General features: G+C 66.7%; 13 protein-coding genes. 10 read left to right on the top strand and 3 right to left on the bottom strand.

Annotated features, from left to right (window positions below):
• Positions 1-31: 31 nt before the first annotated feature.
• The 3 genes from FBY20_RS19770 to FBY20_RS19760 are packed head-to-tail and all read right to left on the bottom strand — an operon-like array spanning position 32 to position 2384.
• Complete coding sequence (locus FBY20_RS19770) at positions 32-994, bottom strand: tripartite tricarboxylate transporter substrate binding protein (protein WP_142054132.1); 963 nt, start codon at positions 992-994, stop codon at positions 32-34.
• Between the two features lie 29 nt (positions 995-1023).
• A complete protein-coding gene (locus FBY20_RS19765) occupies positions 1024-1665 on the bottom strand; it encodes an RraA family protein (protein ID WP_142054130.1) in 642 nt (213 codons plus the stop codon).
• Between the two features lie 5 nt (positions 1666-1670).
• Positions 1671-2384 (bottom strand): PIG-L deacetylase family protein, encoded by a 714-nt coding sequence (locus tag FBY20_RS19760; RefSeq protein WP_142054129.1) that lies wholly within the window; start codon positions 2382-2384, stop codon positions 1671-1673.
• 100 nt (positions 2385-2484) lie between these two features.
• Here FBY20_RS19760 and FBY20_RS19755 point away from each other — a divergent pair, with 100 nt between their 5' ends.
• From FBY20_RS19755 to hutI, 10 genes are all read left to right on the top strand, one after another.
• On the top strand, positions 2485-3201 hold the full coding sequence (locus FBY20_RS19755) for an IclR family transcriptional regulator (protein ID WP_142054127.1): 717 nt from the start codon (positions 2485-2487) through the stop codon (positions 3199-3201).
• 165 nt (positions 3202-3366) lie between these two features.
• Positions 3367-3840, top strand: a complete 474-nt coding sequence (locus FBY20_RS19750; protein ID WP_056323189.1) for a (2Fe-2S)-binding protein — start codon at positions 3367-3369, stop codon at positions 3838-3840.
• On the top strand, positions 3837-6128 hold the full coding sequence (locus tag FBY20_RS19745) for a xanthine dehydrogenase family protein molybdopterin-binding subunit (RefSeq protein ID WP_142054125.1): 2292 nt from the start codon (positions 3837-3839) through the stop codon (positions 6126-6128). Before FBY20_RS19750 ends, FBY20_RS19745 begins: the two co-directional genes overlap by 4 nt.
• Positions 6128-7093 carry an XdhC family protein gene (locus tag FBY20_RS19740; protein WP_056324552.1) on the top strand — a complete coding sequence of 322 codons (966 nt, stop codon included), beginning with the start codon at positions 6128-6130 and terminating at the stop codon, positions 7091-7093. The genes FBY20_RS19745 and FBY20_RS19740 overlap by 1 nt, the downstream gene beginning before the upstream one ends.
• A gap of 149 nt (positions 7094-7242) precedes the next feature.
• Entirely contained in the window at positions 7243-8148 is a 906-nt protein-coding gene (locus FBY20_RS19735) for a LysR family transcriptional regulator (protein WP_142054123.1), read from the top strand.
• Positions 8149-8233: 85 nt separating this feature from the next.
• Positions 8234-8977, top strand: a complete 744-nt coding sequence (gene hutC / locus FBY20_RS19730; protein WP_255452406.1) for a histidine utilization repressor — start codon at positions 8234-8236, stop codon at positions 8975-8977.
• 194 nt (positions 8978-9171) lie between these two features.
• Entirely contained in the window at positions 9172-10854 is a 1683-nt protein-coding gene (gene hutU / locus FBY20_RS19725; protein ID WP_142054121.1) for a urocanate hydratase, read from the top strand.
• Between the two features lie 52 nt (positions 10855-10906).
• Positions 10907-12436 carry a histidine ammonia-lyase gene (gene hutH / locus FBY20_RS19720; RefSeq protein WP_056323184.1) on the top strand — a complete coding sequence of 510 codons (1530 nt, stop codon included), beginning with the start codon at positions 10907-10909 and terminating at the stop codon, positions 12434-12436.
• Positions 12437-12557: 121 nt separating this feature from the next.
• Positions 12558-13988 carry an amino acid permease gene (locus FBY20_RS19715; protein WP_142054119.1) on the top strand — a complete coding sequence of 477 codons (1431 nt, stop codon included), beginning with the start codon at positions 12558-12560 and terminating at the stop codon, positions 13986-13988.
• Between the two features lie 58 nt (positions 13989-14046).
• Entirely contained in the window at positions 14047-15258 is a 1212-nt protein-coding gene (gene hutI / locus FBY20_RS19710) for an imidazolonepropionase (protein WP_142054117.1), read from the top strand.
• Positions 15259-15274: the final 16 nt, after the last annotated feature.

The raw sequence follows: 15274 nt of genomic DNA, 5'->3' as shown, positions 1-15274 counted from the left end.
CGGCCGCCCTCCCCGCTTTGCCACGCGATGCCTACTCGATTTCGATGCCGGCTTCGTCAATCAGCGCCGTCCACTGGGCGGTGTCGCGCCGCACCGTGTCGGCAAGCTGCTGCGGTGTGCTGGAGACGAACTCCACGCCCTGCGACTCGAACTTCTGGTTCAGCTCGGGATTCTTCAGTGTGTCGACCACCGCCGCGTTCAGCTTGGCCAGCACCTCGGGCGGCGTTCCCGCCTTGGCAAAGAGCGCGTACCAGGTGGTGTACGACACGCCCGGCAAGGTCTGCGAAATCAGGGGCAGCTTCGCCGTGTCCGCGCCCTTGCTGGGCGCGCTCATCGCCAGCGCCTTCACGGACCCCTTGTCGATCATGGGCTTGAGCGACGGCATGCTGCTGAACAGCGCCTGAACCTGACCCGACGCCAGGTCGGTCAGCACCTGCGAGGTACCCCGGTAAGGCACGTGCACCACGTCCACCTTGGCTTTGCTCTTGAAAAGCTCCATGCCCAGATACGCCACGCCCCCCACGCCTGCCGACCCGAAATTGACCTTGCCGGGATGGGCGCGCGCGTAATCGACGAGTTCCGGCACCGAATTCACCGGCAACTGCGCGTTCACCACCAGGACGTGCGGGCTTTCGGTCAAGAGACTGATGGGCGCCAGCACTTCCAGCACCTTCTTGCCCTGCATGGCCTTGGACGGCACGGTCATGTTGCCCGAGGCAGGCATGAGCAGCGTATAGCCGTCCGCTTCGGCCCCCAGGACCTGGTTCAACGCCGGCACGCCGTGACCGCCGCCCGCATTCACAACCACCACGGGCTGCCCCAGCTTTTCGCCAAACAGCTTGGCGAATTCGCGTCCGACCATGTCCGCGGGGCCGCCTGCCGCAAACGGCACGATCATGCGTATCGGCCTTTCGGGATAGTCGGCGTGGGCCGCGGCAAAGGGCGCAAGGCCCGCCATCAGGGCGATCGCGCCCAGCGTGTGCTTGAAGTTCATTGTCTTCCTCCTGTTGTATTGAATAGCGGTTATTCGGACGCAGGCAGCGACGGCCCAATGTCCAGCGTGGCCTTGGCCAGCGCGTCGTCAAGCCACACGGGCCGCAGTTCGCCGCGCGCGATGGCGGCCATGCGGCGGGCTTCGGCGCCGGCCTTAGCCAAGGCTGCCGCAACCATCGCGTCCATTTCCGCCTGGGCGACCACGACCAACCCGTCGTCATCGCCCAGGATCCAGTCGCCCGGATCGACGCGCACACCGCCGCACTGGATCTGGCGGTTCACACTGCCGCCGCCGGCCTTGGCGGGCCCCGCTGGCGAAATCGCAGCGGCGAACACGGGCAGCAGGCCCTGGCGCAGCTCTGCCGCGTCGCGCACCGCCCCGTCGATCACCACGCCGGCGATGCCGCTTGCGGCGGCCTGCGCACACATGATTCCGCCCATCACCGCGCGTTCGGTGTAGCCCTGCGCATCCACCACCAGCACATCGCCGGATTGCGCAAGCGCGAGCGCCGCGTGGATCGCCAGGTTGTCGCCCGCCGGGACCGACACCGTCACCGCGCGGCCGCGCACGGTCCATCCCGCACGCAGGGGTTTGATCGCCGCGCGCAGATAGCGCGCGCCGGCGTCCGCCAGCAGTGTGCTGGTCAAGCCGGATTCGTAGATGTCGCGCATGGGGGTCACTCCATCAAGGCCGAAACCACGGCCGGGAAAATGCTCTGATAGGCCTCGCCATAGCGCGTGCCCGCCGTTTTGCCCCGGCGCCCGGCCTGCGCGCCGCGTTGCAGCGCGACACGCTCGTAGTACGCCCACAGGTTGCTTTGCGTTGGCATGGCCTGCATGGCTTGCCACTTGCGTTCCCACACCTCCGTGATGTCCAGCAGCACATTGGGCTTGAAGCCGCACAACTCGGTCTGATGCGGCTCAAAACACAACACTTGCGGCGGCACCACGAAATCGGCGCCATGCCCCGGCGCCATCGCCTGCATGCGGCCGCGCAGCGTCATTTCGAACGTGCGGCAGTGATCGAGGTTGGAAGGATCGTGCTCAGGGTGGGTGAGCACCACCGACGGCTTCGTGCGGCGCAGCGTCTCGGAGATGCGGCGCACGGCGTCCGGCGAGTCTGGCAGCGGATAGTCGCCCAGGTCGTGAAAATCCACGCTGCTCACGCCCAGGATCTGGGCGGCGGCTTGCGCCTCGGCGTGACGCTGGGCTTTGACCGCCTCGCGCTGCGTATCGCCTTTCCACGCCGCGTTGGACTCTCCGTTTTCGCCATAGCTCAGGCAGACCAGATGCACCTGCACGCCACGCTGCGCGTGCAGGGCCATCGCGCCACCGCAGCGCCAGACGAAATCGCCCACATGGGCAGTTACCACCACCATCGAATTTTCCATCCCGGCCTCCCGAATCAACAGACTGGGTGCATTTTAAATTTACGAAACGATGTTGTATTACGTACAATCAGCAAGCAAAAAAGCACCTCTTGGAGAATTCATGAGCAATGATGGCGTCGTGGCCGTTGAACGCGCGCTCAGCGTGCTGGACTGCTTTCGTCCCGGCGCGGAGCACCTGTCGCTGGCCGATTTCGCGGCCCGCCTTCCCTTGCACAAGACGACGATCTTTCGCCTGCTCAATTCGCTGGCGCGCTGCGGCTATGTGGTGCGCGAGCCCGACGGCCGCTATGGGCTGGGCCCGCGCGTGCTGTTCCTGGCGCGGGTCTACGAGCGCGGCTTCGACCTGGAGGCCGTCGTCATGCCGGTGCTGGAGCGGCTGTCGGCAGACACCGGTGAAAGCGCGGCGTATTACGTCGAAGGCGGAGAACCGGGCCAGCGCCTGTGCCTTTTCCGGCACCAGCCGCACGAAGGCCTGCACAGCCAGGTCATTGCCGGCAGCGTGATGCCCCCCGACAAATCATCCACCGGTCAGGTCTTTGCGATCTGGGCGCAAGGCGAACGGCGCGATCAGGTCCGCCTGCCGATCTTCTCGTGCGGCGCTCGCGATCCGTATACGTCGTCCTGGTCTGTTCCGGTCATCGGCCAGGAAGACCGCTTCGTCGGCGCGCTGACCATTGCCGGCCCCTCGGCACGGCTCAAGACCGTCGATGCCAACGCGTTCGAGGCCATGATCCTGGAACGCGCCGACGACCTGTCGCGCCGGTTGGGCGCTTCATCCGACATGCGCGCCGTGCTTTACCGGCCGGACGCGTCGTAGCGCAACCAGGGGCCGGTTTCCGCGCAGGCATAACCGGTCCTTAACAGGCCTATTAGTAGGGCTAATGAATAAAACCGGGATTTTTTCGGCAAAATTCCGGACTCAAGAAGTTATCCCCCCACCCGAGGCAAGACGACTGCGCCGTGCCTCTCAGGAACTGCCCCCATGACGCAACTGCAAATCAACGGTCAGACCCAGGACGTCAACGTCCCGGACGACATGCCGATCCTATGGGTTCTGCGAGACGAGCTGGGCATGACCGGCACCAAGTTCGGTTGCGGCATGGCGCTGTGCGGCGCCTGTACGGTGCATATCGACGGCACGCCCGTGCGCGCCTGCCTTACCCCCGTCTCGGTGGCTTCCGGCCGCCAGCTGTCGACCATTGAAGGCATGGATGCCGATCCGGTCGGCCGGGCGGTGCAGACGGCCTGGGTCGACAACAACGTCGCGCAATGCGGCTACTGCCAGGCGGGCCAGATCATGACGGCGGTGAGCCTGTTGAAGGCCAATCCCACTCCCACCGAACAGGAGATCGCGGACGCCATGAGCGGCAACATCTGCCGCTGCGGCACCTACCCGCGCATCCTGGCCGCCATTCAACAGGCCGCAAGCCGCCTCGCCCAAGGAGGCAAGCAATGACCGCCGCCGCTCAACTTTCGCGCCGCGCTTTCCTGCAGGGCAGCCTGGGCGTCTTGACGCTTGCCGTCACGGCCAAGGGATGGGTCACGACCGCGGTGGCCGCCGAGCCGGCCGCCAAGGCGTATGGCGCCGACAGCATGCCTGGTGGCACCGTGGATGATCCGCTGGTCTTTGTCAGCATCGCCGCCGACGGCACGGTCACCATCGTGGCGCACCGCGCGGAAATGGGCACGGGCGTGCGCACCAGCCTGCCGATGGTGGTGGCCGACGAGATGGAAGCCCGCTGGGAACGCGTGAAAGTCGTGCAGGCGCCCGGCGACGAAGCGCGCTACGGCAATCAGAACGTGGACGGCTCGCGCAGCATGCGGCACTTCCTGATGCCGATGCGGCGCGTGGGCGCCGCAGCCAGGCAGATGCTGGAAGCCGCCGCCGCAGCACGCTGGGCCGTGCCCGTTGCCGAGGTCAAGGCAGAACAGCATGAAGTGCTGCATGTGCCCACCGGCCGTCGTCTGTCCTATGGCGACCTGGCGGCGGACGCGGCCAAGCAGCCCGTGCCGGCCAGCGACGCGCTCAAGCTCAAGGACCGGTCCGAATTCCGGTACATCGGCAAGGACCAGGTTCGCCTCGTGGACCTCGAAGCCATCGGCAAAGGGCAAGCCACCTACGGCATGGACATGCGCCTGCCCGGCATGGTCTATGCCGTCGTCGCGCGGCCTCCCGTCGTCGGCGGCCGGCTTCGGCGTTTCGACAGCGCCAAGGCGCTGGCCGTGCCCGGCGTGCTGAAGGTCGTCGAGATTCCCCCCATGCAAGGCGCCCCCGCATTCCAGCCGCTGGGCGGCGTGGCCGTCGTGGCGCGCAACACCTGGGCCGCCCGCCAGGGACGCGACGCGTTGGAGATCGAATGGGACGATGGCCCGAACGGCAGCTATGACTCGGCCGCCTACCGGCAAACGCTGCAGGCGGCGGCCCGCGCGCCCGGCAAGACGATGCGCAACCAGGGCGACGCCGCCAATGCCTGGGCCAAGGCGCCCGAAGCCGAGCGCGTGGCCGCGGAATACTACGTGCCGCATCTGGCGCACGCATCGATGGAACCGCCGGTCGCCACCGTGCAGATCAAGGGCAACAGCGCCGAGGTCTGGACGTCCGTGCAGAATCCGGCAGCCGCTAAAAGCGCTGTCGCCGCGCGACTGAAGCTGGAACCGGCCAACGTCAAGGTCAACGTGCTGCTGCTGGGCGGCGGCTTCGGGCGCAAGTCCAAGCCCGATTTCGTGGACGAAGCCGCCATCGTGGCCCGCGCCATGCCCGACGGCACGCCGGTCAAGCTGGTCTGGACGCGCGAGGACGATATTCATCACGACTATCTGCACACCGTGTCGGTCGAGCGACTGGAAGCCGTCATGGACGCGCAGGGACAAGTCCAGTCCTGGCTGCACCGCAGCGCCGCCCCCACCATCGCCTCGCTGTTCGCTCAAGGCGCCAAGGGGCAGCAGATGTTCGAATCGGCCATGTCGGCGATCAACATGCCCTACCGCATTCCGAACGTGCGCGTGGAGACCGCCGAAGTCGACGCCCACGCCCGCATCGGCTGGTTCCGGTCCGTCGCCAACATTCCCCATGCCTTCGCGGCCCAGTGCTTCATCGACGAACTGGCTCACCGCGCGCGCAAGGATCCGCAGGCCTTCGCGCTGGACCTCATCGGCCCGGCCCGCCAGATCGACCCCGGCACGATGGCCGACACGTGGAACTACACCGAGTCGCCCGAACGCTACCCGTACGACACCGGCCGCCTGCGCGGCGTGATCGAGGCCGCGTGCAAGGGCGCAGGCTGGGGCCGCACCTTGCCCAAGGGCCATGGCCTGGGTTTGGCCTTTTGCTACAGCTTCATGAGCTACACGGCCACGGTCGTCGAAGTGGCGGTGGACGACAAGGGCGAGGTTCGCGTCGTCGCCGTGGACATGGCCATGGACTGCGGCCCGCAGATCAATCCCGAACGCATCCGCGCGCAAATGGAAGGCGGCGCCATCATGGGCCTTGGCCTGGCGCTGACCAGCGAAATCACCTTCGAAAAAGGCCGCGTGAAGCAAAGCAACTTCCATGACTACGAAGTCCTGCGCCATAACGCCTCGCCGCGCGTGATCCGCACGCACCTGGTCAATGACGATCACGCGTTGCCGCCGGGCGGCGTGGGCGAGCCGCCGGTGCCGCCCGTGGCCCCCGCCCTGTGCAACGCCATCTTCGCCGCGACAGGCAAGCGGATCCGCAGCCTGCCGGTGCGCAAGGTGGCATGATGGAAAGTGTTGATGTGCGCGTGCTGCGCGCGGCGCGCGATTGGCAGGTGGCCGGTCATCGCCTGATGCTGGCCACCGTCGTCAAGACGTGGGGGTCGTCGCCGCGGCCCGTCGGCTCGATGATGGTGCTGCGCGAGGACGGCCGCTGCATCGGGTCGGTCTCCGGCGGCTGCATCGAGGACGACCTGATCCACCGCTACACGCGGGCCTACGGCGACGGGGCCATTCCGCAGTCGGCGCCCGAACTCGTGCGCTATGGCGTCACGGCCGACGAGGCGCACCGCTTCGGGCTGCCTTGCGGCGGCACGCTTGAGCTGCTGCTTGAATTCGAACCCGACGGCGCGGCGCTTGACGCATTGGTCCGCCGGCTTGAGGCGGGCCACCTCGTGCAGCGGACCGTGGATTGCGCGTCCGGGGCCGTGACGCTTGGCGACGCATCGGCGCCCGAGGCCCTGCATTTCGATGGCGTCACGCTGTCCAGCACGCTTGGACCCCAATACCGGCTGCTCCTCATCGGCGCCGGATCGCTGGCCGAATACGTCGCCACCATGGCGCTGTTCAATGACTTCGCGGTGACCGTGTGCGACCCACGGATCGAACACCTGGGCACGTGGTCCGTGGACGGCGTGGCCTTCACCACCGAAATGCCCGACGACGCCGTGCGCGCGCTCGCCCCCGATACCCGAACCTGCATCGTGGCGCTCAGCCATGACCCCAAGCTTGACGACATGGCCCTGCTGGAAGCGCTGCACAGCCCAGCCTTCTATGTGGGCGCCATCGGCTCACGCCGCAACGCCGCCAGCCGCCGCGAGCGGTTCATGGAACACTTCGATGAAACGGAAGCGTCGCTGCAACGGCTGCACTCGCCGGTCGGACTGCACATCGGCAGCAAGACACCCGCCGAGATCGCGGTGAGCGTCATGGCGCACATTCTGGCGGTCAAGAATGGGGTCACGGCCCGGTAAGAACCGGCGCCGCTCGCAGGCGCCGCCCGCCGCCAGTCCGGATTCGCGCTTGTCTTTGCGCGAATCCCCGCAAACGGCCGAGCCGAAAGCTAGCTGATCAATCCTCAAGAGCTTTATAAGATCAGCGAATCAATTTCCTCATTCGTCCCATGGCCCGTCGCAACCTCAATGACCTCCTTTACTTCGTGACGGTCGCGCGCGAAGGCAGTTTCACCCGCGCGGCGTCGCTGCTGGGCGTGACGCAATCGGCGCTCAGCCAGTCCGTCAGCGGCCTGGAAACGCGCCTGCAGATCCGGCTGCTCAGGCGCACTACGCGCAGTGTTTCCCCCACTGCGGCGGGCGAGAGGCTGCTCAACGCCATCGGCAACCGCTTCGACGAGATCGAGGCAGAGCTGGACGAGCTGACCGAACTGCGCGACAAGCCGGCGGGAACCGTGCGCATCACCTGTGGCGACTACGTGCTGCACAGTATCCTGCTGCCCAAGCTGACGCCGCTGATGCGCGAGTATCCGGACATCAAGCTGGAGTTCGACGTGAACTACGGATTCCGCGACATCGTGGCGGACCGGTTCGACGCCGGTGTGCGCATGGGCAAGACCATCGACAAGGACATGATCGCCGTACCCATTGGTCCGCCAATGCGCCTGGCCGTAGTGGGGTCGCCCGGCTACTTCGAATCGCGGCCCGTCCCGAAGGTGCCCCAGGATCTGATGCAGCACGCCTGCATCAATCAGCGCATGCAAAGTTCAGGCGGCCTGTATGTGTGGGACTTCGAGCGCCGCGGCCGCCAGGTCAACGTCCGCGTGGACGGCCCGCTGATCTTCAACACCACCCAGCCCCAGATCGACGCGGCGCTGGCGGGACTTGGCCTGTCGCTGTTGCCGGAGGACGAACTGATGCCCTATCTGGAATCCGGCCAGCTGGTCCGGGTGCTGGAGGACTGGTGCCCCAGCTTCGAGGGATACCATCTTTACTACCCCAGCCGGCGGCAACCGTCGCCGGCGTTTTCGCTGGTGGTCGCCGCGCTGCGGGTCAGCAGGCCGGCGCGAGGCTGAGGCCAGGCCCCCGCGCGCGATGTGTACCTGTCTATACTAGAGCCCGCATTTTCACCGCTCACACGTTGCATACCCAGGAATCCTCGTGGCTGCTTCCCCTCCCCGATTGCCTGTTCCAGCCAATGCCCCGCCCGCTCCGCTGTACGCGCAGGTCAAGCAAATGATTGCGCAGCAGATCCGCAGCGGCGCCTGGCCCGCGCATTACCGCGTGCCGTCGGAAGCCGAACTGGTCGAGGAACTGGGATTCAGCCGCATGACGATCAACCGCGCACTGCGCGAATTGACATCGGAAGGCCTGCTTGTGCGGATGCAAGGCGTCGGCACCTTTGTCGCGCAGCCCAAGGCGCGCTCGGCCCTGTTTGCCGTGAACAACATCGCCGACGAGATCGCGGCGCGGAACCACCGGCACCACAGCCGCGTGGTGCGGCTGGCTGAAGAGCCGGCCGGCGCCGAACAAGCCCAGGCGCTGGAAATCCGCGCGGGGCAGCCGGTCTTTCATTCGGTCATCGTCCACTACGAGGACGACGTGCCGATCCAGCTGGAAGACCGCTACGTCAACGTCCGCCTTGCGCCCGACTACCTGAAGCAGGACTTCACGCAAAGCACGCCCTATGAATACCTGACCCGCGTGGCGCCGCTGAGCGCGGGCGAACACGTGGTTGAGGCGATCCTGGCCAAGCCGCGCGAGTGCCAATTGCTGCAGATCGAACGCGATGAGCCATGCCTGCTCATCAGCCGGCGCACCTGGTCCGGCGACCGCGCGGTGACGCTGGCCCGCCTGATCCACCCCGGCTCGCGCCACCGCCTGGAAGGCAAGTTCACGACGTGACGTCCGCGCCATTGCGGCGCCCCCTGCTTCTTTCGCCAATGCCGAATCCCCACGGGTTTCGGCATTTTTCATTGGGGTAATCCCTGATTCGAAAACAAGTCATCTACTCTTGTCTATACAACCATAGGCATCATAAGATTCGATGACCTTGGCGCTGGATCACCGCGCGCCTCGACCCGATCCAGGAGACACACTTGAAGCCTTCGACCCGATTCCGCGACGCCCTCATTCGCGCACCGCGTGGCAGCCAACTCACGGCCAAGAGCTGGCTGACCGAAGCGCCCTTGCGCATGCTCATGAACAACCTCGACCCCGACGTGGCCGAGAACCCGAACGAGCTCGTCGTCTACGGCGGCATCGGCCGCGCAGCCCGCGACTGGGATTGCTACGACAAGATCGTTGAATCCCTCACGGTCCTGAACGACGACGAAACGCTGCTGGTGCAATCGGGCAAGCCGGTCGGCGTGTTCAAGACGCACACCAACGCGCCCCGCGTGCTGATCGCCAATTCGAACCTCGTCCCGCATTGGGCCACGTGGGAACACTTCAACGAACTGGACGCCAAGGGTCTGGCCATGTACGGCCAGATGACCGCCGGCAGCTGGATCTACATCGGCAGCCAGGGCATCGTGCAGGGCACGTACGAAACCTTCGTCGAAGCGGGCCGCCAGCACTACGGCGGCAACCTCGCCGGGCGCTGGGTCCTGACCGCCGGCCTGGGCGGCATGGGCGGCGCGCAGCCCCTGGCGGCCACGCTGGCCGGCGCGTGCTCGCTCAACATCGAATGCCAGCAAAGCCGCATCGATTTCCGCCTGCGCACGCGCTATGTGGACGAACAGGCCGCCAACCTGGACGACGCCCTGGCCCGCATCGCCAAACACACACAAGCAGGCCGCGCGGTGTCCGTCGCGCTCTGCGGCAACGCCGCCGAGATCCTGCCCGAGCTCGTGCGCCGGGGCGTCAGGCCCGACATGGTCACCGATCAGACCAGCGCGCACGACCCCTTGAACGGCTACCTGCCCGCCGGCTGGACCTGGCAGGAATACCGGGACCGCGCGCAGCGCGAGCCGGCGGCGGTCATCAAGGCCGCCAAGCAGTCGATGGCCGTGCACGTGCAGGCCATGCTGGCATTCCAGCGGCAGGGCATCCCCACCTTCGACTACGGCAACAACATCCGGCAGATGGCCAAGGAGGAAGGCGTTGCCGACGCGTTCGACTTCCCCGGCTTTGTGCCGGCCTACATCCGGCCGCTGTTCTGCCGGGGCGTGGGTCCGTTCCGCTGGGCCGCGCTGTCCGGCGACCCCCAGGACATCTACAAGACCGACGCCAAGGTCAAGGAACTGATTCCCGACGACGCCCACCTGCACCGCTGGCTCAGCATGGCGCGCGAACGCATCAGCTTCCAGGGGCTGCCCGCCCGTATCTGCTGGGTGGGCCTGGGCGCGCGCGCCAAGCTGGGCCTGGCATTCAACGAGATGGTCCGGTCGGGCGAGCTGTCGGCGCCCATCGTCATCGGCCGGGACCACCTGGATTCCGGCTCCGTCGCCAGCCCCAACCGCGAAACCGAGTCCATGCGCGACGGCTCGGACGCCGTGTCCGACTGGCCGCTGCTCAACGCGCTGCTCAATACCGCCAGCGGCGCGACCTGGGTCTCGCTGCATCACGGCGGCGGCGTCGGCATGGGCTTCTCGCAGCATTCCGGCATGGTCATCGTGTGCGACGGCACCGACGCGGCCGCCGAGCGCATCGCCCGGGTGCTGACCAACGATCCGGCCACGGGCGTGATGCGGCACGCCGACGCCGGATACCAGATCGCCATCGATTGCGCCCGCGAGCAGGGCTTGAACCTGCCCATGGTGACCGGCAAGCGCGACTGACCGCACAACAACGATCGCAAGCAGCCGGGCAACCGGCGTGGGAGAAGAGGAAATGGAATTGCATGTGAAACCGGGCCACCTGACGCTGGCCGACCTGCGGCGCGCCTACCGGCAGCCCGTAAGCCTGACGCTGGATCCCGGCGCCGCGCAGGGCATCGACGCCAGCGTGGCCACGGTTGAACGCATCATCGCCGAAGGCCGCACCGTCTACGGCATCAATACCGGCTTTGGCCTGTTGGCTTCTACCAAGATCGCGCGCGAGGACCTGCAGGCCTTGCAGACTTCGCTGGTGCGTTCGCATGCCGCCGGCGTGGGCGAGGCGCTGGACGACGCGATGGTGCGCCTCATCATGGTGCTGAAGATCAACAGCCTGGCCCGCGGCTATTCCGGTGTGCGCCGCAAAGTCATCGACAGCCTGATTGCCCTGGTCAACGCGGGCGTCTATCCCCACATTCCGCTCAAGGGTTCGGTGGGCGCCTCGGGCGACCTCGCCCCGCTTGCCCACATGTCGATGGTGCTGCTGGGCGAAAGCCAGGCGCGCCATCAGGGCGAATGGCTGCCCGCGCGCGACGCCCTGGCGCGCGCCGGCCTGACGCCGCTGACGCTTGCCGCCAAGGAAGGCCTGGCGCTTCTGAACGGCACCCAGGTGTCCACCGCGTTTGCCCTGCGCGGTCTGTTCGAAGCCGAAGACATGATGGCGGCCGGCCTCGTTTGCGGCAGCCTCAGCGTCGAAGCCATGCTGGGCTCTCGCACGCCCTTCGATGCCCGCATTCACGCCGCGCGCGGCCAGACCGGCCAGATCGACGTGGCCGCCGTCTACCGCAGCCTGCTGGGCGAGGACAGCGAAGTCGGCCATTCCCATGCCGACTGCGGCAAGGTGCAAGACCCCTACTCCCTGCGTTGCCAGCCCCAGGTCATGGGCGCCTGCCTCACGCAGATCCGCCACGCGGCCCAGGTGCTCCAGATCGAAGCCAACGCCGTGTCCGACAATCCCCTCGTGTTCGTCGAACAAGGCGACGTCATCTCGGGCGGCAACTTCCATGCGGAGCCCGTGGCCCTGGTCGCCGACAACCTGGCGCTGGCGCTGGCCGAGATCGGCGCCCTGTCGGAACGGCGCATCGCGCTGATGATGGATAAGCACATGTCGCAATTGCCGCCGTTCCTGGTCCGCAAGGGCGGCGTGAACTCCGGCTTCATGATCGCCCAGGTGACGGCCGCGGCACTGGCCAGCGACAACAAGGCCTTGGCGCATCCGGCCAGCGTGGACAGCATGCCCACGTCGGCCAACCAGGAAGACCACGTCTCGATGGCGCCCAACGCGGGCAAGCGTCTGTGGGCCATGGCCGACAACGTGCGCGACATCCTGGCCATCGAATGGCTCGGCGCGTGCCAGGGGCTGGATTTCCGCGAGGGGCTCAAGACCTCTCCGCAACTGGAACAGGCGCGCCGCGCCCTGCGCGAAAAAGTGTCCCACTACGAAGAAGACCGCTTCTTCGCGCCCGACATCGCCGCGGCCAGCGGCCTGCTCGCCGCGCAGGTCATGAACGGCCTGATGCCCCCGGGTCTTTTGCCCAGCCTGTGATGCCGTCCGTGACGGCCGGATGACGCCGGCCGCCATTGCCACGCCGCGTGCACGCGCCCACCAGAAGGCGCCTCTCGCGGCGGTTGATGCCGAACGTCCAAGGGAACACGAGAGAGACACAATGCAAGCAACCAAGCAGTCCGACGCACCGGCCCCCGCGCAGGCGCTCACACGGGGCCTGAATGCCCGGCACATCCGCTTCATGGCATTGGGATCGGCCATCGGCACGGGGCTCTTCTACGGATCGGCCAAGGCGATCCAGGCAGCCGGACCGTCAGTGCTGCTGGCGTACCTGGTCGCCGGCGCCGCCGTGTACATGGTGATGCGCGCCCTCGGCGAGATGGCGGTCCGCAATCCGGTATCCGGCTCGTTCGGCCATTACGCGACGCAATACCTGGGCCCGCTCGCGGGCTTTCTGACCGGTTGGACCTACGCGTTCGAGATGATCATCGTCTGTCTGGCCGACATCACCGCGTTCGGGTTGTACATGGGCTTCTGGTATCCCGACGTGCCGCGCTGGATCTGGGTGCTGTCCATCGTCTGCTTCATCGGCGCCATCAACCTGCTGTCCGTCAAGGTGTTCGGCGAACTGGAGTTCTGGCTGTCGCTGCTGAAAGTCAGCGCCATCATTGCGATGATTGCGGGCGGCCTGGGCATCATGCTGTTTGGCCTGGGACTGGGTGCGGACAGCGCCGCGACCGGCGTGCACAACCTCTGGGCGCACGGCGGCTTCATGCCCAATGGCGTGGGCGGGCTGATTGCGTCGCTGGCCGTGGTGGTGTTCGCGTTTGGCGGCATCGAGATCATCGGCATCACCGCCGGCGAAGCCAAGGACCCGGGCCGCACCATTCCCCGCGCCATCAACGCCGTCCCGATGCGCATCCTGCTCTTCTACGTGCTGACGCTATTCGTGCTGATGTCCATCTTCCCGTGGACGCAGATCGGCAGCAAAGGCAGTCCGTTCGTGCAGATCTTCGACAGCCTGGGCATCGGCTCGGCGGCCACCATCCTGAATATCGTCGTCATCTCCGCGGCCGTATCGGCCATCAACAGCGACATCTTCGGCGCGGGCCGCATGCTTTTCGGCATGGCGCAGCAAGGTCAGGCCCCGCGCGGCTTTGCCTCGGTCTCGGGCAACGGCGTGCCGTGGATGACGGTGGTGGTCATGTCCGTGGCGTTGCTGGTCGGCGTGTTGCTGAACTATCTGATCCCGGAGAATGTATTCCTGCTCATCGCCTCCATCGCCACCTTCGCCACCGTATGGGTATGGCTGATGATTCTGCTCTCGCAAGTGGCGATGCGCCGCAAGATGCGCGCCGAAGACGTCGCCGCATTGAAGTTCCCGGTTCCGTTCTGGCCGCTAGGTCCCTTGCTGGCCATTGCCTTCATGGTGTTCGTGATCGCCGTGCTGGGATATTTCCCCGGCACGCAGACGGCGCTCGGTGTGGGCGCGGTGTGGATCGCGCTGCTATGCGTGGCGTACCGCTTGTGGGTGCATCCCAAACGCCCCGGCGGCGGCGCCCCCGTGCTGGCCACGCAGGGCTCGGATTGATCGACGCGGCGCCTGCCGGGGCAATCCCCTGGCCGGCAGCTGCTTGAAGGAGAAGTGCATGAGACAAGTCTGGCGGCATTGCCACGCGGCCACGATGGCGGGTGGCGCGTATTCCATCGTCGAACACGCAGCCATCGTGACCCGCGCCGAGCGCATCGAGTGGATCGGTCCCGAAGCCCAATTGCCAAACGTGGACGGCGCGCACGTGCATGACCTGGGCGGCGCGTGGGTCACGCCAGGCCTCATCGACTGCCACACTCACCTGGTGTTCGGCGGCGACCGCAGCCGGGAGTTCGAGCAACGCCTGCAAGGCGTCGACTACGCCACCATCGCCGCCCAGGGCGGCGGCATCGCCAGCACCGTGCGCGCCACGCGCGCGGCCACCGAAGACGAGCTCTACGCCAGCGCCCGCCGCCGCGCCGTGCAACTGCTGCGCGATGGCGTCACCACGCTGGAGATCAAATCCGGCTACGGGCTTGATCTGGAAAACGAACGCAAGATGCTGCGCGTGGCCCGTCACCTGGGCCAGACGCTGCCCCTGACCGTGCAGGCAACCTGCCTGGCCGCACACGCGCTGCCGCCCGAGTTCCAAGGCCGTGCGGACGACTACATCGACGACGTTGCAGAGCGCATGCTGCCCGCCCTGGCGGCCGAGGGCCTGGTCGATGCCGTCGACGCCTTCTGCGAACATCTGGCGTTCGCGCCCGCTCAGGTAGAGCGTGTGTTTCAGGCCGCGGCACGGCTGAACCTGCCCGTGAAGCTGCATGCCGAGCAACTGTCTTCGCTGCACGGCGCAAGCCTGGCGGCGCGCCATGGGGCGCTGTCAGCGGATCATCTCGAATACCTGACCGAATCGGATGTGCGGGCGATGGCCAAGGCGGGGACGGTGGCGGTGCTGTTGCCTGGGGCCTTCTACGCGCTGCGCGAGACCCAACTGCCACCGCTGGATCTGCTGCGCCAACACGGCGTACCCATCGCCATTTCGACGGATCTGAATCCCGGAACGTCGCCCGTGCTGTCGCTGCGCCTGATGCTGAGCATGGCGTGCACGTTGTTCCGGATGACGCCGGAGGAAGCGCTGGCGGGCGTGACGGCGAATGGGGCCCGGGCGTTGGGCTTGTCAGCGACGCACGGGACGCTGGAGGCGGGCAAGGTGGCGGATTTTGTCGTTTGGGATATTGCGCATCCGGCAGAGCTGGCTTACTGGGTGGGCGGGGATTTGGCCAAGCGCGTGGTACGGCATGGGGCGACGGTGAATTTGGCGGGTTGACGTTGCGATTTAGTTG

This window comes from Achromobacter sp. SLBN-14 (assembly GCF_006715415.1).
In the GTDB taxonomy this organism is placed as follows: domain Bacteria; phylum Pseudomonadota; class Gammaproteobacteria; order Burkholderiales; family Burkholderiaceae_B; genus Achromobacter; species Achromobacter mucicolens.
This window is presented reverse-complemented; position numbering and strand designations above follow the sequence as displayed.